Origin of the sequence: Bradyrhizobium sp. RDI18 (assembly GCF_043203335.1) — a bacterium.
GTDB lineage: Bacteria > Pseudomonadota > Alphaproteobacteria > Rhizobiales > Xanthobacteraceae > Bradyrhizobium > Bradyrhizobium retamae.
This window is the reverse complement of sequence record NZ_JBICRN010000008.1, coordinates 2,346,063-2,366,029: the sequence shown is the minus strand read 5'-3', so window position 1 is coordinate 2,366,029 and position 19,967 is coordinate 2,346,063. Positions and strand designations below refer to the sequence as shown.

The 19,967-nt window shown below is 60.8% G+C and carries 20 protein-coding genes and 3 pseudogenes; 6 read left to right on the top strand and 17 right to left on the bottom strand.

Going from position 1 to position 19,967, the window contains the following annotated elements:
* Nucleotides 1-11 precede the first annotated feature (11 nt).
* Genes ACFXS9_RS20505 through ACFXS9_RS20490 form a run of 4 tightly spaced genes read right to left on the bottom strand, consistent with a single transcriptional unit; the run spans nucleotide 12 to nucleotide 2,604 of the window.
* On the bottom strand, nucleotides 12-215 hold the full coding sequence (locus ACFXS9_RS20505; protein WP_392691554.1) for a hypothetical protein: 204 nt from the start codon (nucleotides 213-215) through the stop codon (nucleotides 12-14).
* 19 nt (nucleotides 216-234) lie between these two features.
* The gene (locus ACFXS9_RS20500) at nucleotides 235-1,377 is read right to left on the bottom strand and encodes a tyrosine-type recombinase/integrase (protein ID WP_392691551.1); all 1,143 of its coding nucleotides are present in this window, start codon (nucleotides 1,375-1,377) and stop codon (nucleotides 235-237) included.
* Nucleotides 1,374-2,411 carry a site-specific integrase gene (locus tag ACFXS9_RS20495; protein ID WP_392691548.1) on the bottom strand — a complete coding sequence of 346 codons (1,038 nt, stop codon included), beginning with the start codon at nucleotides 2,409-2,411 and terminating at the stop codon, nucleotides 1,374-1,376. The genes ACFXS9_RS20500 and ACFXS9_RS20495 overlap by 4 nt, the downstream gene beginning before the upstream one ends.
* A gap of 49 nt (nucleotides 2,412-2,460) precedes the next feature.
* Nucleotides 2,461-2,604, bottom strand: a complete 144-nt coding sequence (locus ACFXS9_RS20490) for a hypothetical protein (protein WP_392691545.1) — start codon at nucleotides 2,602-2,604, stop codon at nucleotides 2,461-2,463.
* A 140-nt stretch (nucleotides 2,605-2,744) separates the two neighbouring features.
* On the opposite strand from ACFXS9_RS20490, the pseudogene tnpC (ACFXS9_RS20485) reads away from it, so the two are divergent.
* Nucleotides 2,745-3,428, top strand: a pseudogene (tnpC, locus tag ACFXS9_RS20485) (IS66 family transposase); the annotation flags it as partial.
* Between the two features lie 35 nt (nucleotides 3,429-3,463).
* Here the strand turns inward: tnpC (ACFXS9_RS20485) and ACFXS9_RS20480 are convergent.
* From ACFXS9_RS20480 to tnpA (ACFXS9_RS20455), 6 genes and pseudogenes are all read right to left on the bottom strand, one after another.
* A complete protein-coding gene (locus tag ACFXS9_RS20480) occupies nucleotides 3,464-3,700 on the bottom strand; it encodes a hypothetical protein (protein ID WP_392691542.1) in 237 nt (78 codons plus the stop codon).
* The gene (locus ACFXS9_RS20475) at nucleotides 3,697-4,350 is read right to left on the bottom strand and encodes a transposase (RefSeq protein WP_392691539.1); all 654 of its coding nucleotides are present in this window, start codon (nucleotides 4,348-4,350) and stop codon (nucleotides 3,697-3,699) included. Before ACFXS9_RS20475 ends, ACFXS9_RS20480 begins: the two co-directional genes overlap by 4 nt.
* 22 nt (nucleotides 4,351-4,372) lie before the next feature.
* A pseudogene (locus ACFXS9_RS20470) lies at nucleotides 4,373-4,546 on the bottom strand (transposase); the annotation flags it as partial.
* 348 nt (nucleotides 4,547-4,894) lie between these two features.
* Nucleotides 4,895-5,635: an IS21-like element helper ATPase IstB gene (gene istB / locus ACFXS9_RS20465; protein ID WP_108522827.1), complete on the bottom strand. Its 741-nt coding sequence runs from the start codon at nucleotides 5,633-5,635 to the stop codon at nucleotides 4,895-4,897.
* A gap of 9 nt (nucleotides 5,636-5,644) precedes the next feature.
* A pseudogene (gene istA, locus ACFXS9_RS20460) lies at nucleotides 5,645-7,169 on the bottom strand (IS21 family transposase).
* Between the two features lie 442 nt (nucleotides 7,170-7,611).
* Entirely contained in the window at nucleotides 7,612-8,043 is a 432-nt protein-coding gene (tnpA, locus tag ACFXS9_RS20455) for an IS200/IS605 family transposase (protein ID WP_392691537.1), read from the bottom strand.
* A gap of 216 nt (nucleotides 8,044-8,259) precedes the next feature.
* On the opposite strand from tnpA (ACFXS9_RS20455), the gene ACFXS9_RS20450 reads away from it, so the two are divergent.
* The 4 genes from ACFXS9_RS20450 to tnpC (ACFXS9_RS20435) all read left to right on the top strand — a co-directional run bounded on the left by ACFXS9_RS20450 (nucleotide 8,260) and on the right by tnpC (ACFXS9_RS20435) (nucleotide 11,313).
* Entirely contained in the window at nucleotides 8,260-8,586 is a 327-nt protein-coding gene (locus ACFXS9_RS20450; RefSeq protein ID WP_082637736.1) for a transposase, read from the top strand.
* 247 nt (nucleotides 8,587-8,833) lie between these two features.
* Entirely contained in the window at nucleotides 8,834-9,283 is a 450-nt protein-coding gene (tnpA, locus tag ACFXS9_RS20445) for an IS66-like element accessory protein TnpA (RefSeq protein ID WP_057841645.1), read from the top strand.
* Entirely contained in the window at nucleotides 9,280-9,630 is a 351-nt protein-coding gene (gene tnpB / locus ACFXS9_RS20440; protein WP_038952245.1) for an IS66 family insertion sequence element accessory protein TnpB, read from the top strand. Before tnpA (ACFXS9_RS20445) ends, tnpB (ACFXS9_RS20440) begins: the two co-directional genes overlap by 4 nt.
* 99 nt (nucleotides 9,631-9,729) lie before the next feature.
* A complete protein-coding gene (tnpC, locus tag ACFXS9_RS20435; RefSeq protein ID WP_392699857.1) occupies nucleotides 9,730-11,313 on the top strand; it encodes an IS66 family transposase in 1,584 nt (527 codons plus the stop codon).
* 185 nt (nucleotides 11,314-11,498) lie between these two features.
* On the opposite strand, the gene tnpC (ACFXS9_RS20430) is transcribed toward tnpC (ACFXS9_RS20435), so the two are convergent.
* The 4 genes from tnpC (ACFXS9_RS20430) to ACFXS9_RS20415 are packed head-to-tail and all read right to left on the bottom strand — an operon-like array spanning nucleotide 11,499 to nucleotide 14,394.
* A complete protein-coding gene (gene tnpC / locus ACFXS9_RS20430) occupies nucleotides 11,499-13,157 on the bottom strand; it encodes an IS66 family transposase (RefSeq protein WP_392691533.1) in 1,659 nt (552 codons plus the stop codon).
* A gap of 45 nt (nucleotides 13,158-13,202) precedes the next feature.
* On the bottom strand, nucleotides 13,203-13,550 hold the full coding sequence (gene tnpB / locus ACFXS9_RS20425; RefSeq protein ID WP_392691530.1) for an IS66 family insertion sequence element accessory protein TnpB: 348 nt from the start codon (nucleotides 13,548-13,550) through the stop codon (nucleotides 13,203-13,205).
* The gene (gene tnpA / locus ACFXS9_RS20420; RefSeq protein WP_392691527.1) at nucleotides 13,547-13,969 is read right to left on the bottom strand and encodes an IS66-like element accessory protein TnpA; all 423 of its coding nucleotides are present in this window, start codon (nucleotides 13,967-13,969) and stop codon (nucleotides 13,547-13,549) included. The genes tnpB (ACFXS9_RS20425) and tnpA (ACFXS9_RS20420) overlap by 4 nt, the downstream gene beginning before the upstream one ends.
* 11 nt (nucleotides 13,970-13,980) lie before the next feature.
* The gene (locus ACFXS9_RS20415) at nucleotides 13,981-14,394 is read right to left on the bottom strand and encodes a hypothetical protein (protein WP_392691524.1); all 414 of its coding nucleotides are present in this window, start codon (nucleotides 14,392-14,394) and stop codon (nucleotides 13,981-13,983) included.
* A 125-nt stretch (nucleotides 14,395-14,519) separates the two neighbouring features.
* On the opposite strand from ACFXS9_RS20415, the gene ACFXS9_RS20410 reads away from it, so the two are divergent.
* On the top strand, nucleotides 14,520-14,888 hold the full coding sequence (locus tag ACFXS9_RS20410) for a hypothetical protein (protein ID WP_392691521.1): 369 nt from the start codon (nucleotides 14,520-14,522) through the stop codon (nucleotides 14,886-14,888).
* Here the strand turns inward: ACFXS9_RS20410 and ACFXS9_RS20405 are convergent.
* From ACFXS9_RS20405 to ACFXS9_RS20395, 3 genes are all read right to left on the bottom strand, one after another.
* Nucleotides 14,885-16,017 (bottom strand): IS3 family transposase gene (locus tag ACFXS9_RS20405; protein ID WP_392685372.1). Its coding sequence is split into 2 segments (ribosomal slippage): nucleotides 14,885-15,762 and nucleotides 15,762-16,017, totalling 1,134 coding nucleotides; the frame shifts between segments, so codons are not numbered across the junction. The genes ACFXS9_RS20410 and ACFXS9_RS20405 overlap by 4 nt on opposite strands.
* 209 nt (nucleotides 16,018-16,226) lie before the next feature.
* Nucleotides 16,227-17,483, bottom strand: a complete 1,257-nt coding sequence (gene xopH / locus ACFXS9_RS20400; protein ID WP_392691519.1) for a type III secretion system effector XopH — start codon at nucleotides 17,481-17,483, stop codon at nucleotides 16,227-16,229.
* Nucleotides 17,484-18,198: 715 nt separating this feature from the next.
* Nucleotides 18,199-19,758 carry an ISL3 family transposase gene (locus ACFXS9_RS20395; protein WP_392691516.1) on the bottom strand — a complete coding sequence of 520 codons (1,560 nt, stop codon included), beginning with the start codon at nucleotides 19,756-19,758 and terminating at the stop codon, nucleotides 18,199-18,201.
* Nucleotides 19,759-19,967 lie beyond the last annotated feature (209 nt).

Genomic DNA, 19,967 nt, shown 5'->3' with positions numbered 1-19,967 from the left:
GTTCGCCTTGTTCATGGCCGCACCTCCTGCCCCAGATCGAGGCATGGTGCGCCTACGGCCCTGAACCGCTCGTTCGCAAGATGCAGCAGATCTTGTGTAACGGTGATGTAGATGAGGGTGGAGTGGATATCCTTATGGCCAAGATATGTCGCGAGGAACGGCAGCCGGTCTTGCGGATTGATACCCGAGCGGTACCACTCGAGGATACGGTGCACGACCATCGAGTGGCGCAGGTCATGAAGACGGGGGACCCATTCGCCCTTCTGGCGGCTTCAGCCCGGCTCGGCGGATCACGTCGACGAGCAACAAGGCGATGACCTGCTTTGTATAGCGGGCGTTGCGCCCCTCGTGCCAGAACAGGGCGGAGTACGGATCCTGCGGTGCACCGGCCTGCTGCCGCGCATCGAGATAAGCCCGAAGCTCGGCGATCACGCTGTCAGACAACGGCAGGATCCTCGTCTTGTAGAACTTGGTCTGCCGGATCGTGATTGTGCCGACGCGGAAGTCAACGTCACCAAGATCAAGGCGGGCAAGTTCGCCACGCCGAAGCCCCGCGCAATAGGCCAGCAGAAACATGGCATAGATGCTCGGCGCACGCAGCGGGGCCCGTTGCGAGGGATAGGAACGGGCAATATCGAGCATCTGCCGTACGTCGGTCGGCGTATAGATGTAAGGCTTGCGCCACTGCTTCGCTAATTCCTTCTGCGGTCGCGGGTCCGGGCGGCGCGGCGGGAGCGACGGATTCTTATGGCGCAGGACCCTCGCAAGGATCCGCTCCAGTTTCTCACACTCCGCAGCGTGATTGAGTGTCGTTCTTGCCTTCTTCCAATGCTCCAGCATCACCTCGATCGGTTCATCCTGCAATGCAGGATTCAACTGCAGGAACCGATCGAACCGCAAGAGCCATGCGGGCTGCGAGGTGTATTTGTATCCTCTGTTGCGCATCAGCGCGACGTGCTCGGCCATGATCCCGCCCAGCATGCTGCCGAACGGCTTGGGCTGGCGGAGTTCGGCAAGGGTCTGTTCGGGGTCATGCGACGCCAGTGCGCGCCAGATCGGCCGACATCGCTTGATATTGCATGCCTCGCACAAGGCGGTGACGGGATTGCGCTCGATCGCTCCGATGTTCAGAAGGTGATCGAGGAACCGATCGATGATGCGGGTGCGGTTCAGCAGCGTCGTCGCCATCCAATGGTCGGACAATGTCTGCAGCCAGGCCACCAGAACATCCTTGCCGAGCTCGGCATGGCGTTCAGCGACGTCCTGGAAGCTGTTCAGCACCTGCCTGTAAGAGGCGCAGCTGTCGGCGTGGCGCAGGCCAAGGCCTGCCAGATAGCGCGCGATCAACTGCCGTTCGGGATCGGGCCATGTTGTCATGACAGCAGCTCCGCTTCCGGCACGTCGAGTGCGATGGCCCTGAGGTCCTCGGTGGCAAGCTTGAGATAGGGCACCGTGGATTCCGCCGACCGGTGCCCGAGCAAATCACCGATGACCTTCTGCGGGACCGATGCGCGCAACATCTCGACCGCGCGTGCATGTCGGAAGACATGGGCACCGCTCTTGCCCGGCAGCTTGACACCGGCGTGGCGCAGCCGGCGTCGTACCACGCTGTCCAACATCCTGAGCTTGCGATAGGGAGCGCGCATGCGGATGAAGATTTCCCGGGCGTCGATCGCCGGCCGCCCCGCACGCAAATAAGCAAGCACTGCTTCGCCGACCGGCTCCATCAGGGGCAGGAAGGAACAGGCCCTGGTCTTGGTGTGCCGGATGCGGATCGATTCCGCCCGCCAGTTGATGTCCTCAAGCCGCAGGTTGCAGATTTCGCTCGACCTCAGGCCATAGGTCGCAAGCAATTGCAGGATCGCATGGTCCCTCAACCCCCTCGGTGTCCTGTCCTTTCCCACCGCCTTCAGGACGGCGGCAACTTGATCTCGCTCCAGAATCGAGGGCACGCCCTCATAGGCGTAGATCAGCGGGCCGATGACGTGCGGCGACAGGTCGATCGCGGTACGGCCGACCCGGTGCAGATGCCGCAACAAAGAGCGCAAGCGGTTCGCGACGGCGCTCAACGATTTGCGTGCCAGCTTCGGCGCGCGCATTTCCATATAGCGGTCGATGTCGTCGACCCTCAGGCCCATCAGGCTATTGTCACCGTTCCGCCTGAACTGCCAGGTCAGGAAGTGCCGGGCCTCCCAGATCAAAGCCTCGATGCTGGCGGGGGCGAGGCCTCGCGCCTCACGAAGCCAGACCTCGTATTCGTCGCAGATCGCAAATCGCTCGGCCTCGGCGGCGCAGGCTGCTTTCGGAGGGGGTGGCCACTGGCCCTGCACAAGCCGCAGCAGCGCATGGATTCCGGCGCGCGGGATCGGGTGCTGGTGTGGCCCTGATCGACCATGGCGTTTGCGCAACATCCCACTCGCATGGCTTATGTATGTCGACACCAGCGCCTCGGTCACGTTCTCAACCTGGATTTCCCGCCGTTCGAGATACGAGGAATCTGCGCGCGCACCCGCAGTAGTTACTGATCGTCCTCGGGTGATAGCGCTGGCCGGCCAGTACGGCCTTGAGCTCGGCGATCAGGTCTTCACTGGATTTCAGCATCATCGTCTCCTCTGCTGGTCAAACGACTGCAGAGGTCACCGAAAAATAATGCGGAGCAAAGCCTGTGCCGGATCTGAGGATTTTCGCGATACTCACGCGCCGAGCCGGCATTCCTTCACATTACCGCCACCTTGCGATTAAGTGGAATCCTCCAGGCGGACTGCTACAACGGCTTCGAGCCGCTGTTCGATCCGAAGAAGAAAGCGCTGCCGATCACGCCGGCATTTTGCCTCGCGCATGCGAGGCGAAAGTTCTTCGAGCTGGCCGACATCGCAAAAAATGCCCGGGAGGGCAAGAAGGGTAAGCCGATCTCCCCGATAGCGCTGGAGGCGGTCAGGCGCCTCGATGCACTCTTCGTCATCGAGCGCGAGATCAACGGCTTGACCGCCGCCGAGCGGCTTAGCGTGCGACAGCAAAAGAGCAAGCCACTGTTCGATGCGATGCACGAATGGGTGACCACCGAACGCGCCACACTCTCGCGCTCCTCCGAGGTTCGCGAGCCGATCGACTACATGCTCAAGCGCTGGGCCGACTTCGCCCGCTTCCTTGATGATGGCAGAATCTGCCTGACCAACAACGCTGCGGAAAGAGCGCTGCGCGGTATCGCTCTCGGAAGACGCAATTGGACCTTTGCCGGTTCTCAGCGCGGGGCAGACCGCGCCGCTGTCATGCTGACGCTTCTCACCACCGCACGCCTCAACGATGTCGACCCGCAAGCCTGGCTCGCCGATGTTCTGGCCCGTATCGCCGATCTGCCTGCCTCGCGCCTGCACGAGCTGCTTCCTTGGGAATGGAAAAGGCTACGCGCGGTCGAAAAAAACCTCTGATCAGCGGTCCGTCGCAACCTGAACGTCTCAACCGGCTAGCGACCATCATAACCCAGACCGTCTATGCGCGCGCGTAATCGTTGCGCGGCCGTCGTCGGATGCGTACCCTCAAAGTGGCCAAGGCCGACCTCCTGTTTGAGGTCGTGGTAGTCGCGCTCAATGCGCCAGCGCAGCTTGGCGATATCGACCAGCTGACGGAATCCAACGTTCGCCGGAAGCGTTGAAAACCAATATTTGGTCGGAGCTTCCTCGCCCTCTGGCCACTCGATCAACAGCCATTCCTCCGGCCGGCTTTCGGCAAGCCAGTAATCTCGGTGTGCCGGACGGACGCGCACACGGGCAAAACGCGAAGACAACCGTTCTGCCGTACCCTCACGCCACGTGATCTTGTGCCAAGCATGCGCTGGCAGACCGATCGCAAGCTTCTTGGCCGAAATCGGTCGGTGTTTGCTATCACGCCGTAGCAGTTTTGAGGTCGTCCGTTTCCCGACCACTTCTTCGGCGGCCGCGGCCCAGTTCCGAGTGCCCATACTGAGGTTTGTGGCAAGATGCCGGCCACATAGCTCAGGCCCAGTTCGGTAATACTCCCACGCAGAGCGGTGTCGGTGCCATAGCCGGCGTCCATCAGTACCACGCCGCGCGGCAAGCCCACCGCACAGGCCCATCGCAAATGATCAAGTGCAATCGCCGGCTTGGTCTTGAAGGTGATTTCCTTGGGGACTCCAGCTTTGTGCCGGCGTGCACGATCCGTCACCCACTCCCTTGGTAGATAGAGCCGGTAGGCCACCGGCAAGCTCGCATGATGGTTCGCAAGCGAAAGCGTCACGGCAACCTGACAATTGTCTTGCTTGCCCAACTGACCGCAAATATTGCCGCGCAACCCCGACCGAATGCCGCCCCTTCTTAGGAAAGCCCGTATCATCGATGATCCAAGCTTCGATCTCTCCGTGGCGTTCGATGCCCGGCAGCACTAACTCACGGATCTTGGCCAACACTTGCTGATCCGACCAGTCGCCTTGACCGACAAAATGCAACAACGCCTGATGCTGCGCTGCTGTCCGCTCAGGAGCCGTCATCGCCGCCATCGGCTCGACACTCTTGCGATCGCACGGCATCATTAGCCCAGTGCAGTAATCGCGAAGCGGTTTGGCCCGTCCCGCATGTCCGATCACGCTTGCAAGACCCTCAATATATGCCGTGCGGATTCAATGATCGCGCGCAGTTATTCCAATCTGATGCCGCGCAGCGTTTCAATCTGATCGCGCGCATGTAGAAGCCCCCGATCGTTAAAGGCAATTGGCACTATCGTCAGCCCGTGGTCAAGCGGCTGCCGAAGAGATCACGTCTCATATTTGATGGTGTCGCTCGACGGAGCGAAGCTGACTGGACGCGCACCCCCAACAGTGCCGTAGCGGCCGGTCAGCTTCGCGGGCTGCAGTCTCGGTCTTCATCGGCCGACGATGTAATCAAGGCCGAGGAAGAACCGGCGGGCGACGCATGGAGTCACCGTTCAGTTCGAGCCTGTGAGCGTTGTGAAGCAGGCGATCAAGTATGGCATCAGCGTAAGTTGGGTCATTTATGAGCTCATGCCATTTGGCAATTGGAAGCTGGCTGGTGACGAGTGTTGATCGACGGCCGTAACGGTCTTCAAGGATTTCGAGCAGATAATGACGGGCATTGGCGTCGATGGCTTGGAGGCCCCAATCGTCCAAAATCAGGAGCTCGACGGCGGCGATGCTCTTCATCCGCGAAGTGAGTCGGCCGTCGCCCCGGGCAAGGTCCAGTTCTTCGAACAACCGCGGCAGCCGAGTGTAAAGTACAGAGTGGTTGTCCCGGCAGGCCTTGTGACCAAGCGCACAGCCAAGCCAGCTTTTCCCGACGCCGGTTGGCCCGACAATGGCGCAATTCTCATGGTTTTTGATCCAGTCTCCCTTGAGCAGCATGTCGAACAAGCGGCGGTCGAGCCCACGGGGGGCGCGATAGTCGATATCCTCGGGCACGGCATGATGACGCAGCTTTGCCTTGCGAAGACGAAGCGCCAGGCGCCGGTTGTTGCGCCAGGTCGCTTCGTGGTCCAGCAGCAACGCCAGCCATTCGGCGTGAGCGAGACCCCGGACCTCCTCGTTCTCGGCGAGGCTCGTGAAGGCCTCGGCCATGCCAGTAAGGCCGAGCCGGGTAAGCAAGTGGAGTGTGGGGTGTGTCAGCATTTTCTCTCCTTAGTGGTAATAGTCCGAGCCTCTGATGTTGGTGTGTATGATCGGCTCGCGCTCGGCGGACGCGGGCGTTGCAACGCGATCGAGCCCCTTCTCGAGGATCGATTTGACGCTTGGGTAGTTGCGAGCCTGGATCTCAATCGCGCGCAGCGCGGCCGCCTCGAGGCGCTCGGCGCCAAAGCGCTTCTCAAGACGGATGATCCCCAGGCACGAACGATAGCCCTGTTCGGGATGCGGCCGATCCTCGATGATCCGGTCGATCAGCAGGCGCAGCATCGGGCCGATCCGGCTTGCCTCGCTGCGGATCTTTGCCGGCGTCCACTCGCCGTAGCGCCGGTGGCTGGAAGGCATGTGGGCGCTGATCGTCGTGTGCCGCCCGTTGCCGCTGCCGCGCATGTGCGCGGCGATACGCTCGCCCCCCAGGAAGATTTCAACCGTTCGCGCACAGATCCGCGCTTCTACCTCGCGACGGGCGAAGCGATAGGGCACCGAGTAGTAGTGTCGTTCGATCTCGACGTGATAGTCGAGCCCGACCCGGCATCGGCGCCATTCGGCATGGACCCACGGCTCGCCAGGAAGCGGTTTAAGATTCGGCGCGTCAATTTCCTCGAACAACTGGCGCCGTGTGCGGCCATACTGGCGCAGCACCCGTCCGTCATTGAGCTTGGTCAGCCACTCGGCGATCGCACCGTTGAGTTCGGCCAGGCTGTAAAAAAGTTCGGTTGCGCAGCCGCCCCAGCAGCCAACGCTCGATGATTCCGACGCAGGCCTCAACCTTAGCCTTATCTCTCGGGCGACGCGGCCGTGCCGGCAAAATCGCCGTGCCGTAACGCTGCGCCATATCGCTATAGCTGCGGTTGACCATAGGGTCATAGAGGCAGGCCTTGATCACCGCGACCTTGGCGTTGTCGGGCACCAGCAGTTGCGTCGCGCCGCCAAAAAAGCTGAAGGCCGCGTTATGTCCCGCGATCCAGTCGCCGAGTTGCTCGGTCCACGTCGCCAGCGCGAACGACAAGCTGGATGCGCCCATGACCGCGACGAAGATGTGCGCGTCACGCACCTCGCCAGTCTTACGGTCAACCACCGGCACCGTGTCGCCGGCATAGTCGACAAACAATTTCTCGCCCCCGCCGTGGTGCTGGCGCATCACGAGCGGCAGCCGACCTTCCCAGTTGCGGAACAAGTCACAGAACCGGCTGTACCGATAGCCGTCCGGATGCTCTGCAATGTACTCGTCCCACAGCACCTGCAAGGTCACGTGCTTGCGCTTGAGCTCGCGGGCAATAACGGACCAGTCAGGCTCGGCCACCTTGCGGCGGCCCGGCTTCACGCCAGGAACCCCGTACAGCAGCTGCTCCAGCTCGGCGTCGCTTATCGCTTCCGGGACTGGCCATGCCAGACCCGCGCGCGCAAACCGCTTCAGCGTGTCACGTACCGTCGTCGGCCCGACGCCGACACGCTCGCCAACCACGCGCGTCGAGAGCCCAGCCTCAAGGCTCAACCTCACAATCTCGCGCACCTGGCGCATGATAACCCTCCTCGTCGGCATCCAATTCTCCAAGCTGTTTCCAGCCGGAGAAATGGCCCAACGATCAGGCCTCACACCATCCGAAACTGCGCGCGATCAAATCGGAATGCTGCGCGGAGAATGCTCGGAATGCTGCGCGTGATCATTTCGGAACCCTGCGCGCCATCAAATCGGTACGGTGCGCACCATCGTCTCGGAATCCGCATGCCGAAAACCGCGACGCTACGTCTCCCGATTTTGTCAGACCCATCTCAGCCTCCCCATGCTGAAAAGTGAGTCTTCTCAAATATATGATTCCTGTCGACAAAGACCGCGACACTCTGACTCAGTAAGAGTAAGTATCCCCCGGCAGAGCCGGGGGCTTTAGGTATTGGGCCGCTCGAAGCGGCAGTCTGGGTCGCTAACGCGACCCTACATTTGTTGGCCACCTGAAGGTGGCCGATCAACGCCACAAATTCATTTGCTCCAAGCGGCTGTCCTCTTGCTCCTGGTTTCTGATGTACTCCCGTATCACCGCTTCGTCCCGACCTACGGTCGAGACGAAGTACCCTCTCGCCCAAAAATGCTGGCCTACAAAATTGCGTTTCTTCTCTCCGTATACACGGGCCAAATGGATCGCACTTTTACCCTTGATAAACCCGACCACCTGCGAGACTGCGTATTTTGGCGGAATCGAAATCATCATGTGAACGTGATCCGGCATCAGATGACCTTCTTCGATCCGGCTTTCCTTTTGTTGTGCCAGCTTGGGAAACACATCCCCGAGGTGCCGCCTCAACTCTCCGTAAAGCGTCTTCCTGCGGCACTTGGGAATGAACACAATATGATATTTGCACTCCCACTTGCTGTGGCTTACGCTCTCGTACTCGTCCATCGTCAAACTTCCTTTCGTGTGCGTGGTGGCTCACGATCAGAAGTTTCGGCGATGGGCGACCGCCGTAAATGTCAAACTTATGCTGCCTCCCCGGCAGAGCCGGGGGTCTCCCGGTTATGCTAGAGCGTAAGCTTGAAAGCACGGCGGACAGGTTGCTGGCGGCGTCACGGAGATGCGGCGGGTCGAGCTGATCACGGGCGCTGGCGGTCGCCGGCGATGGTCGAGCGAGGACAAGGCCCGCCTCGTGGAGGCGAGTCTCGCGAGCGAGTCGGTGTGTCGGAGGTGGTGCGGCGCCATGGGCTGAGCCCCAAGCAATTGTTCGGGTGGCGTCGCGAGGCCCAAGCTTTGCTTCATGAAGCTGGGAACGCACCGCAGTCGCGTCGTCGCGGAGGTGGGCAATCGGTTACGCCCGGGATATGGAATGACGCACCGCCGTTTGCACCGGTGGTGATTACCGGGCTCGCACGCCGGCTTCCGTACGGCGTCGTGCCTGATGAACGCGGGCCATGGTACACATCGATTCCGACGAATGCTTCCCTATAATCTGCCACGGCTCGTCCTCCTGTGATGAGGATTGGCTCGGTTCGCCCGAGCAACCCTCGGACGCGCAGTGTAGGGCGAGCCACCTCATCGGCAGAGGCGGACATACGGTCTTACAATGCAGACGTTCAAGGACATGATCTTCGGGAAGCGCGCGTCTTCTTGTGAGCGTCATCCAGGGACCACGCGCTGAGGGCTGATTTGGTGGGTTAGGAAGATCTCGTGGACTGAATCATCACGAGGTCTCGCCATGTTTAAGGATAGTCGTAAGGATAGCGATACGGATAGGCATACGCCTATCCTCAAGGAGTCTTCTGACACGCTGCAGCGTGTCGAGATCATCACTGGGGCCGGCCGGCGACGGCGCTGGTCGGCCGATGCGAAGGCGGCGATTGTCGCGGAGAGTTTTGCGCTGGGTGCAAGCGTGTCCGCGGTGGCACGGCGACACGACATCAGGCCAAGTCTGTTGTTTCTCTGGCGTCGCCAGGCCACGCGGGCGCAGGTCGCGGAGCGCGGGGACAGAGGCATGCCACCTGGCTTTGTGCCGGTCGCGATCACCGGCTGCGGGGGCCAATTGCCGAGTGAAGAGCAGGCGGCGATCGAGATCGAGGTCGGCGCGGTTCGCATCCATGTCAGGGGAACAGTCGACCGGCGGGCGCTGTGCGAGGTGCTGGCGGCAGTCGGGACGGTTGGCCGATGATCGGGCTCCGACCTGGGTTGTCGATCTGGATCGCGACGCAGCCGATCGATTTCCGTCGGGGGATGGACTCGCTGGCGATGCTGGTGAGCGAGGCGTTTGGGGCCAATCCGTACGACGGCGGACTTTATGTCTTCCGGTCCAAGCGCCGAGATCGCGTGAAGATCCTGACCTGGGACGGAAGCGGCCTTGTCCTTTACTACAAAAGAATCGAGGGGCAGTTCACCTGGCCGCCGATCAAGGAAGGCGTCATGCCGCTATCTCATGCTCAACTCTCGGTGCTGCTCGATGGCTCAGACTGGAAGCGTGTGCCGATGCGGGTTGTGGATCAGCCAGCGCGAGCTGGTTGATCCGTATCAAGAGTAGCTCGTCACTCATGCGGAGTTGTTGTAAAATCACTCTGCATGAGTGATTTGCCTTCCGATCCAGCATTGCTCCGACAAACCGTGATGGCGCTGTCGTCAAGGCTTGCGGCGTTGTCGGCGGAATGCAGCACGCTTTCGGCCGAGCGTGATGCGGCGATCGCCCAACGCGACGCTGCGGTTCAGGAGAACGACAAGCTCCTGATGATCCTGTCCCAGTTCAAGCGCACGATCTTCGGTCCCCGCTCCGAGACACTGGATCCCGGACAGCTGCCTCTCTTCACCATCACGGCACAGGCGGCTCGTGCCGCGGCCAACGACGACGTAACCGGAGGCAGGCTGCCTGATGGAGCGGAGGGCCGTGGAAAGCGACCGGCGCGACGCAACCGGGGGAAGCTTCCGGAGCATTTGCCGCGCATCGATGTCGTAATCGATATCGAGAGCCACATCTGCCCTTGCTGCGGCGAGCGGCTGCACAAGATCGGGGAGACCGTCAAGGAAGCCTTCGACGTCATTCCGATGCAGTACCGGGTCAAGCGCATTGTGCGTCCGCGGTATGGCTGCCGGGGATGCCGCCAGGGTGTGATGCAGGCACCTGCGCCGGCCCAGGCGATCGATGGCGGGATGGTGACGGAAGCCTTGCTGGCCCACATCGCGGTGATGAAATACGGCTACCAGTTGCCGCTGTATCGGCAGGAACAGATGTTCGCCGCGCAAGGCATCACGCTCGATCGGCAGACGCTGGCCTCGTGGATGGGCCGCGCCGCCTGGTGGCTGAAGCCGCTTCACACGCTGTTGCGCCGCGCAGTGATGTCCTACCCGCGGCTGTTTGCCGACGAGACGCCGCTGCCAGTTCTCGATCCCGGCCGTGGCAGAACCAAAGTCTGCCAGTTCTGGGCGATCGCCACCGACGACCGCCCGTGGGGCGGCCCGGCGCCGCCGGCGGTGGTCTACATGTTTGCCGAGGATCGCAAGGCGATCCGCGCCAAGCAGCTGTTCGGGGACTACCACGGCATCCTGCAGGTCGACGGCTATGCCGCCTACAAGGGCCTGATCAAGAACGGCGGCCATCTGGTGCAGTTGGCGTTCTGCTTCGCGCATGCGCGGCGGAAGTTCTGGGACGTTCACGTCGCGACCAAGTCGCCGATTGCCGCGGAAGCGCTGCAACGGATCGCGATGTTCTACGCCATCGAGGATCGCATCCGCGGTCTGCCGGCGGCGCATCGGGCTGCAGTGCGGCAGACCGACACCAGGCCGTTGATCGAGGACTTCAAGCCCTGGCTCGAGGCGCGACTGCTAGAAGTCTCGAAGAAGTCCGGTCTAGGCAAAGCCATCCGCTACACCCTCAACCATTGGGACGGCCTGACGCGCTTCGTCGATGATGGGCGCATCGAGATCGACAGCAATACGGTCGAACGCAGCATCAAGCCGATCGGGGTAGGAAAGAAAAACTATCTGTTCGCAGGCAGTGAGGGCGGCGCCGAAACCTGGGCCACTCTAGCATCGCTCATCAACTCGGCAAAGCTTCACGACATCGACCCGCGGCACTATCTGACCGATGTTCTCGAGCGCATCGTCTCCGGACGTACCAAGATCAATCAGCTGAACACGCTGCTGCCGTGGAATTGGAAAGCCGAGCGCGACGGTTCGGAGGCAATGCTCGCCGCTTGATCAGTTCGACGGCAAGGCGTCGGGAACTTCCTGCGCATCGCTGGCGTCGTCGTAGATCTCTTCGCGGATCACGCGCAGCGTACGCATCCGACGACGGCCGCGCAACGATTACGCGCGCGCATAGACGGTCTGGGTTATGATGGTCGCTAGCCGGTTGAGACGTTCAGGTTGCGACGGACCGCTGATCAGAGTTTTTTTTCGACCGCGCGTAGCCTTTTCCATTCCCAAGGAAGCAGCTCGTGCAGGCGCGAGGCAGGCAGATCGGCGATACGGGCCAGAACATCGGCGAGCCAGGCTTGCGGGTCGACATCGTTGAGGCGTGCGGTGGTGAGAAGCGTCAGCATGACAGCGGCGCGGTCTGCCCCGCGCTGAGAACCGGCAAAGGTCCAATTGCGTCTTCCGAGAGCGATACCGCGCAGCGCTCTTTCCGCAGCGTTGTTGGTCAGGCAGATTCTGCCATCATCAAGGAAGCGGGCGAAGTCGGCCCAGCGCTTGAGCATGTAGTCGATCGGCTCGCGAACCTCGGAGGAGCGCGAGAGTGTGGCGCGTTCGGTGGTCACCCATTCGTGCATCGCATCGAACAGTGGCTTGCTCTTTTGCTGTCGCACGCTAAGCCGCTCGGCGGCGGTCAAGCCGTTGATCTCGCGCTCGATGACGAAGAGTGCATCGAGGCGCCTGACCGCCTCCAGCGCTATCGGGGAGATCGGCTTACCCTTCTTGCCCTCCCGGGCATTTTTTGCGATGTCGGCCAGCTCGAAGAACTTTCGCCTCGCATGCGCGAGGCAAAATGCCGGCGTGATCGGCAGCGCTTTCTTCTTCGGATCGAACAGCGGCTCGAAGCCGTTGTAGCAGTCCGCCTGGAGGATTCCACTGAACCGGGCCATATGTTTTTGTGGGTGCTCACCTCGTCGGTCGCCGGAGGCGTAATAGACCGCCGCTGGCGACGCCTGACCGCCGAAGGGACGATCGTCACGCACGTAGGTCCAGATTCGCCCGGTCGTACACTTGCCTTTCGCCAGAATGCGGATGGTGGTGTCGTCACCATGAAGCCGCTCAGCCGCGAACACATGGCTCTCGATAAGGTCGAAGAGCGGCATGACGGCGAACGTTCCGTGGCCGACCTGATCGGCCAGCGTCTGCGTCGACAGGTCTATCCCCTCGCACCTGAAGCGCGTGCTCTGACGATTAAGAGGCTGGTGCTGGTTAAACTTATCGACGAGGATCATCGCCAGCAAGCTGGGTCCGATGAAGCCGCGCGGCGTGGCATGGAACGGCGCCGGCGGCTGCGTGATCGCTTCGCAATCCCGGCAGGTGAACTTCTCTCGCACCGTCTCGATCAGCTTGTAGCGGCGCGGGATCGCCTCCAATGTCCTGGTCACATCCTCGCCCAGCTTCGACAACCGCGCCCCGCCACAGCAGGCGCAGGTGGTCGGGGGATCGATGACGACGCGCTCGCGTTCGATGTCATCCGGCCAGGGCTTGCGTACCGGCCGCTTGCGCGTGAACGCGCGCACGGTCTGGGTTTTCGCCGCCGCGGCCCGAGCTGCAAGCTCATCCTCGGTCGCCGACATTACCAGATCTTCCAGCTGCAACTCCAACTGCTCGATCAGCCGCGCCGTGCGTTCGGAGCGCGACCCATGCAACTCGCGTTTCAGCTTTTCGATCCTGAGCTGCAGATGAGCGATCAGCGCTTCGGTGTCGGACAGCTTTGCCTGCGCGCTGGCGGCTTCAGCCACGGCCGCATCGCGCTCAGCCTCGACCCTTTGCCGCGCTTCACGCTCGACCAGCAGCGCCGCCTGGGCGCTCGCGAGGTCCGAAGGAAGATCATCCGGCTTCAAATTCATGAAGCCAGTGAATCAGATTGGCTGGCAAGTTCAATCGCAAAATGCTTATCCAACTCGCGTTGGACGCCACGTTTCTTGAGGATTACGCCAGTCGATTCCAGACAAGAGATAGCTCAATTGCGCCGGAGAGATCGTCACTGCTTCCCCTGCAACCGAAGGCCAGATGAACCTTCCTCTCTCAAGTCTTTTTGTAAACAGGCATGCCCCCTGGCCATCATGCCAAATGACCTTCAAAAGGTCGCCGCGTTTTCCCCTGAAGCAAAAAAGATTTCCGCCAAGAGGATTTTGCTTGAGCACTTCCTGCACGCGGAGAGCCAAACTCGGAAAGCCGCACCGCATGTCGGTGTAGCCGGTCGCAAGCCACACACGAACGCCCGTCGGAATCGGGATCATCGGCCCTCCAGCACTCTTAAGACCCGCGATAGAGCGGCGATGTCGACATCCACTCCAACGATCAGACGAACACCGCTGCCGAGCACGATCTCCATCCGTCCAACAGCCTGCTCGCAGCGAGCGTCGTCACGGCTCCCATCGCTTCTCGTTGGATCCGGCTCAATCAGAGCCGCAACAAACCCGTGTTCGCCATCTTTGGCGCTAAGCGCTCCAAGAGCGCCCTGTCGCGCCAGGCGTCGCCATCCGAACAGTTGACCAGGAAAAAGTCCGTGGCGGCGAGCAACGACAGAAACAGGATCGCCACAGCAATAACTCTCCTCCACAATCCGCTGCTTCGCTTCAATACTGAACCGCCGCCGCCGTCCTGTGTCGACAACCTCCATAACTTTCGCATTATTGGCAGTAGATATGGTGTCCATACTGCCTGTAATCATGCAATAGCCAACCTCTGCAAGGCGGCCGCCCTCGGATGCGTACCGCGCAGCGTCACCTCGTGCAGATACACTTGCAGCGCACCCTCCAGCTCGGTGAACTCCGGCAGCAGCACTTTGTCGACGAAGCCCCGTGACGCACGGACCATCACCGTGTTGCGTCGCTGCCGGCGATAACGAAACGGCCGCAGCCCATATCGGCGGCAAAGCGCCAGAAAAAGGTGCCGAGACCACTGGTCGGGAAGTGAGAATTGCTGTTCGATCGGTGGATCGTGGCGAGCGAGTTCCTCGACCCGGGCCCGCACCCGCTGCAGCGCGGCTTCCGCCGCAAGGCGCTCACCAGCAGTTCCGGCCCCCACGAACAACGCCTCGATCTTCCGAAGCTTCTCGCGCAGCTGCGACTCGCTGTTCATTCTGATCCCATTGCCCGCTCCGAACCGGGATCACCCCATCACCGCGCCCCGGCGGCGTCAATCATCCCGACCGCGCTATCCAGAGCATTCCGCGCAAGTCAAGCCCGGGCACCGGTGATCCTATCGTGACGCTCACCGTCTTCTGGATGACGATGCTCAATCGCTCCACGCCGAATGCGCCGCCGCAAACGGCGCTGACAGATCCCGAAATAAAGCTTCTCGATCATTTGGTGAAGGATCGGGGCGCAAACCGCGCTCAGCGAACCACGATCTCCCACTACGTCGTCAAGATCGCGCGGCTCGGAGGATACCTGGCACGGGCCAACGACCCACCTCCAGGAAATATCGTGATCTGGCGCGGACTATCGCGACTCACCGACCTCGAATTGGGGGCTGCGATCGAGCTAAAATTATGGGTAATTGAAAGTGAGAGCTGGTCCCGGTCGTCTGAACAGAGTTTCCGCGTCGATAGGTGGAGCCTCTGCCGGGGTTAGGCTGCCATGCGGAGTGGCAGCGGGGTGAAGTAGGCGTGATCCGGCGTGCTGCCGTCAAGACTCGAATGGGGACGCCTGCTGTTATAGAAGTCGAGATATCGGCCGATCGAGCTGCGCGCCTCGCTGACGCTGTCATAGGCCCGCAGGTACACCTCCTCGTATTTGATGCTGCGCCAGAGCCGTTCGACAAACACGTTGTCCCGCCATGCGCCCTTGCCGTCCATGCTGATCGCGATGCCGTTGTCGGCGAGCACGCCGGTAAAAGCCTGTCCGGTGAACTGCGAGCCCTGATCGGTGTTGAAGATGTCCGGCTTGCCGTGACGAGCCAAGGCATCCTCCAGCGTCTCGACGCAGAAGGTCGCTTCCATGGTGATCGACAGCCGCCACGACAGAACACGACGTGTTGCCCAGTCCAGCACCACGGCGAGATAGACGAAGCCACTCGCCATCGGGATGTAGGTGATGTCCATCGCCCAGACCTGGTTCGGTCGCGTGATCTCCATGCCGCGCAGCAGGTATGGATGGATCTTGTGGCCGGGCTCGGGTCTGGTGGTGCGCGGACGGCGATAGAGCGCCTCTATCCCCATCCGCCGCATCAGCGTCTTGACATGCCGGCGGCCGATCTTGCACCCCTCGGCAGCCAGCAGGCCTCTCAGCATTCGCGAACCGGCGAAGGGAAACTCCAGATGCAGCCGGTCGAGACGCCGCATGATCGCGAGATCGGCGTCCGGCACCGGCCGCGGCAGGTAATAAACGCTGCCGCGGCTGATCTGCAAAACTTCCGCCTGCCTGGTGATCGACAGATCATGCTCGCGGTCGATCATCGCTTTGCGCTCAGCAATCCCGCCTTGGTGAGCGCTCCTTCTAAAAAATCGTTCTCCAGCGTCAACTCCCCGATCTTGGCATGCAGCGACTTCACATCGATCGCAGGCGTGGCCGGCGCAGCGCTGCCAGATCCAAAAACTCCGGAAGCGCCGCCCTCCAGCTGCGCCTTCCACGCCGTAATCTGATTGGGGTGGACGTCGAACTGCTCGGCAAGCTGAGCTATCGTCCGGTCGCCCTTGACGGCGGCAAGCGCCACCTTCGCCTTGAAGGCCGGTGTGTGGTTCCGGCGTGCTCGTCTGCTCATCGTCACTCCTGATTCGCAGGCACCAGCGTGCCCGCTGTCAGGCAGAAACTCCACTTATCGACCTGTTCAAATTTGCGGAGCCGGCTCTGTGCGGCTAAGCGCTTACCAAAACCACGCCGCCTGATCGGCTCCGTCACCCCGATTCAGGCATAGCTCGCCGACCCATCAACCAGGTGCACGACCGATTTCTGCTGCTAATATGCTAACGGTTACCGTTCGTTATCGGTCCCTTCGGGGCTATGGAGGTCAAGCCATTCGGACCATAACAAGGGTTGTCCATTGGAATTTGCTTTGGAATATTCGTAGAAGAGCGAAATGAACTCCAGCCGATCATTGCGGAAGTCTGAACGCTCTTCGTGGGCGATGTTTTTGTGGAAATCCAAGGCTCGGCCAGGGTTAAACGCGAGCTGCCTATTTATGATGTCCTCAAACGACACCCTTGAGGAATTACGCAGCATGTCGTGCATTGCGATAAAGATGCCCGTGCGGCCTTGACCTACACCACAGTGCACATGCAGCTTCTCGTGAGCCGCCATGCCCCGCTCCATTTCAATAAACGCATCAACATCCTCTGCGCGCGGACCGAGATGGTCGGACACCATCAAACGCACATATTTTGCACCCGCCGCTCTTACGACTTCTTCTTCGCTAAAGATTTGCGGTCTACTCAAGGTCACTGAGCGCGGATTATCAACCTCATTCTTAACGTCTTTGCGGTGAAGCATCTGCACTGTCTCTTCCCCTTTTAGCGCATGTATCCTATCGCGTTCATCCGCTAGGACTTCTTCGCGCGATTTGCCAACATTCGCCCAGTTATTGGGCACCCGCCAAGTCCCCGGAAAACCGCCAACGATCGCATGGGACTCCTCCCGGACGTCAAGTACAATTACTGGGCTCTCCGGCGATGGGTTCAACCTACTAACCTGTTCGATGGAAGCAATACTGGCGCTGCCGGACACATGCAGGTCCTTCCAGCCTGTTGCATTGCAGCCTTCCGGAAGATCAAACTCATCCGATGATCTAAAGTTATCTTCTGATCCAGGGCTTCTGTCATATTGCAGAACTGGTGTTGCCAAAGGACGCGCCGGCACTAGTAATGGGGCCTTGAATTTCTTAATGAGTTGCGAAAGGCGTTTGGCCATTAACGGCGTACGCTTAATTGTTTTTGGTAAGCCATCTACCTCTGCAGGAACGGAGCTTTTGCCACGATTCGGCGTAGCATCCTGCTGCGAATCAATGGGGGCGTGCACGTTCGAAATCTCGTTGCTGTCGCTTGACCCCGGTTGACCCAGCTGATGATTTGTCTGTGATGCCATCAGCAGATCGATCGGATGCATGTGTTGCTGTTCCGCGTTCCCCTTGGTCTCCGGCCTTGGCTCCACCAACTCCGCTGCCGGTTGCCCGGATTTGTTCGTCGGCTTCCCAGCTACTATGCCGGAGTCAGACTTCTCCTGTCCGTTCATCATCGGCTACGGCTCCTCGCCTTCCCGATGCGGACCGGTGTGGCTGGACGCCACCCGGCCGTGCAAGAGACCTCCCAGGTTCCGACGCGTTCCTTTCATACGTGATGTGGCCCTAGACCCCGGCAGGGCGACGGTGCCTCGCTTGTCGGCTCCGCACGTGTTGCCTTCGACGGATGAGAACGTCTCGGCCCCTGCGATCTTATCACTATCGTGGCTCACTCCCACACCTCACATGATTGCTGTGTACGCTTCGCCGTGGTCGTCACCTCCCACGTCGCAACACTCGCTACCGGGCGGGCGCTACCCCTTACCCAGGCCGGACTTGCACCGGCTAGAACTCGCCAGCTTGGCCTGGCGCACCCCACCCAGATTGTCGCGCTATACTTGAAGGACGTGATTTCCGCCTCGTCATTATAGCTCAAAGAATGATGTCGTGGACACATCAAGAAGCGCGGCGAGTGTTCAACGGCCACGTAGATCTCTCCTGAGCACAATTGACAATCAGGAGAATACGGCGAACGCGAACGACAACAACTATCAAATTTGGTAGGGGAAGATGGGTTGCCCAGGTAATCCTAAAACGACATCCCCCGTCGCGGGTGGATGGCAGCCGACGCGCGCTGCAAAACCGCCCGGAATTTCGAGTCGTCCGTTAACAAGCGGGATTGAGGGTGACTGGGGTTGCGAAGGGGCTCTGACTCACTTTTGGTGCAGTTGTTTACGCGGCGCCGATGAGGCGTGCCTCGAGCAGATCGATTTTTGCACGCCCATACATCTGACGCTTCACCAGCTTGAGCTTTGTGATTTGACCTTCGGTCTGGCCGTTCGACCATAGTTGGATGATCGCGGCTTGAACGGCGTCGCGATCCGCGATGATGCCCTTGGCAAACGAGCTGAGTGGACTATCGATCGCTGCGGCGATCCACGGATCGAGGTCGGCGGCCTTTTGCTGGCGCATGATTTCGTGGAAACGATCGACCAAGTCGCGGGCCTCGAGCAACTGTGGAACATCGTGCGCGATCTTGGCCATCATCGATGCCTGATCCCTCGGTACTTGATCGCGTTCGATTGTCATAAGCCGCGCAATCTTGCGTGCCGACGGGGTCTTCCTCACCCGCCCGGCCAGATTCGATGACTCATCGAGGCGGCGGCGGGTGGCCCATTCGGCGACGACCCGAAGGGATCCTTGGAATCCCTGTATCCGCAACCGGCGCCAGAGTTCGGCGCCATTTCGGCAGCCGCCCGTCCAGAGCGCGTCGAGCGTCTCGGCATACGGCTCGAGGATGCTCACGCGGCTGCGGAAGACCTCTAGTCCGCCGCCTCGGGCAATACGTCGAACCGTCTGGCGTGCAAGGCTGAGCCGGCGAGTAATCTGTTTGAGTGGAGTTCTCTGTTCGAGCAGCCGCAACACCGCATCGACCGTCTTCTTGCGGTGTTGGAAATTCTCCCACCGCTTGCGTTCGGCACAACTGAGTAATGTGGGGTCGATGTTGTCAGTGGCCGACGATTTACGGATGGCGTGCATGTTCTGGCGCACGACATCAAGAAAGCTCGCGCTGGCGTTTTCGAAGAGGTGCCAACGATCGGCGATTTGTAGGGCCTGGGGCGCACCCTTGGATGCGGCGTCGCCGTAGCTCGCGCCACGATCCCGGGCAATGAACTCGATGCTGGGGTGGCCGCGCAGCCAGGCGGCACTGGTGCCACTCGCGCGATCCGGCAGGAGTGCAACGATGCGGCGGCGCTTGAGATCGCAGATGACGGTGCCGTACTGGCATCCCTTGCGCCAGGCCCAGTCGTCAATGCCGACTGCGCGCAAGGGGTCGCGAGGGCGTGCCGTGCGCCGTCGAACCGTTCTAAGCAAGGTATCTTTACTGACCGGAATTGCCAGGCGGCTTGCCAAGTTATGTCCGGGACGCCCGCCCAATGCGAGCCCGAGGCGATGCACGATGCCATCCATCCGCGCCGTTCGGCGGGCTGACGGCAATGCGACCGCGTCACCGAGGCGCTGGACAAAAATGCGCCGCCTGCAGCCTGTCCCGACACATCGAAACCGGCGTGTCTCAACATTGATCTCGACGATTCGACCGTGGGCAGGCAAATCGACCAGGCGTCGCCTGTAGCGGCTATGGATCCGACCCGAAACTGCGCCGCATTCAGGACAGGTCGCCATCTTTGTGCTCGGTCTTGCCATTACGATGATCTTCGCGGCCCCGATCTCGACGCCATCGACAGCAAGGCCCGCTGGTGTCAGCGTCGCGGTATGGGTCTTACGGCACATCTGCGATGATTCCCCCAAGAGGTTGAATCAACCACTCTGCCACCCGCAGCACGCCGGTCGCTGCACCAAAAGTGAGTCAGAGCCCTTATTCCATGCCGAAACACACTCCCTCAGCCCATTCGACTAAATGTGGGTAATTGAAAGCCCCGCCGGAGGCTTACGGTCAGAACGCCGCAGGGCTTTGCCGAGTAATTCAAGATCGATGCCAC

Bases quoted from the DNA above. Each gene is read 5' to 3' on its own strand.
- istB (WP_108522827.1), bottom strand. From the start codon at position 5,635: ATGCTGACACACCCCACACTCCACTTGCTTACCCGGCTCGGCCTTACT.
- ACFXS9_RS20495 (WP_392691548.1), bottom strand. From the start codon at position 2,411: ATGTTGCGCAAACGCCATGGTCGATCAGGGCCACACCAGCACCCGATC.
- ACFXS9_RS20475 (WP_392691539.1), bottom strand. From the start codon at position 4,350: ATGATACGGGCTTTCCTAAGAAGGGGCGGCATTCGGTCGGGGTTGCGC.
- tnpC (WP_392699857.1), top strand. From the start codon at position 9,730: ATGGCGCTGTCGTCAAGGCTTGCGGCGTTGTCGGCGGAATGCAGCACG.
- tnpA (WP_392691537.1), bottom strand. From the start codon at position 8,043: ATGGACGAGTACGAGAGCGTAAGCCACAGCAAGTGGGAGTGCAAATAT.
- ACFXS9_RS20395 (WP_392691516.1), bottom strand. From the start codon at position 19,758: ATGTGCCGTAAGACCCATACCGCGACGCTGACACCAGCGGGCCTTGCT.
- ACFXS9_RS20415 (WP_392691524.1), bottom strand. From the start codon at position 14,394: ATGAACAGCGAGTCGCAGCTGCGCGAGAAGCTTCGGAAGATCGAGGCG.
- ACFXS9_RS20490 (WP_392691545.1), bottom strand. From the start codon at position 2,604: ATGATGCTGAAATCCAGTGAAGACCTGATCGCCGAGCTCAAGGCCGTA.
- tnpB (WP_392691530.1), bottom strand. From the start codon at position 13,550: ATGATCCCGATTCCGACGGGCGTTCGTGTGTGGCTTGCGACCGGCTAC.
- tnpA (WP_392691527.1), bottom strand. From the start codon at position 13,969: ATGGACACCATATCTACTGCCAATAATGCGAAAGTTATGGAGGTTGTC.
- ACFXS9_RS20500 (WP_392691551.1), bottom strand. From the start codon at position 1,377: ATGACAACATGGCCCGATCCCGAACGGCAGTTGATCGCGCGCTATCTG.
- tnpA (WP_057841645.1), top strand. From the start codon at position 8,834: ATGTTTAAGGATAGTCGTAAGGATAGCGATACGGATAGGCATACGCCT.
- xopH (WP_392691519.1), bottom strand. From the start codon at position 17,483: ATGATGAACGGACAGGAGAAGTCTGACTCCGGCATAGTAGCTGGGAAG.
- tnpB (WP_038952245.1), top strand. From the start codon at position 9,280: ATGATCGGGCTCCGACCTGGGTTGTCGATCTGGATCGCGACGCAGCCG.
- ACFXS9_RS20450 (WP_082637736.1), top strand. From the start codon at position 8,260: ATGGTCGAGCGAGGACAAGGCCCGCCTCGTGGAGGCGAGTCTCGCGAG.
- tnpC (WP_392691533.1), bottom strand. From the start codon at position 13,157: ATGAATTTGAAGCCGGATGATCTTCCTTCGGACCTCGCGAGCGCCCAG.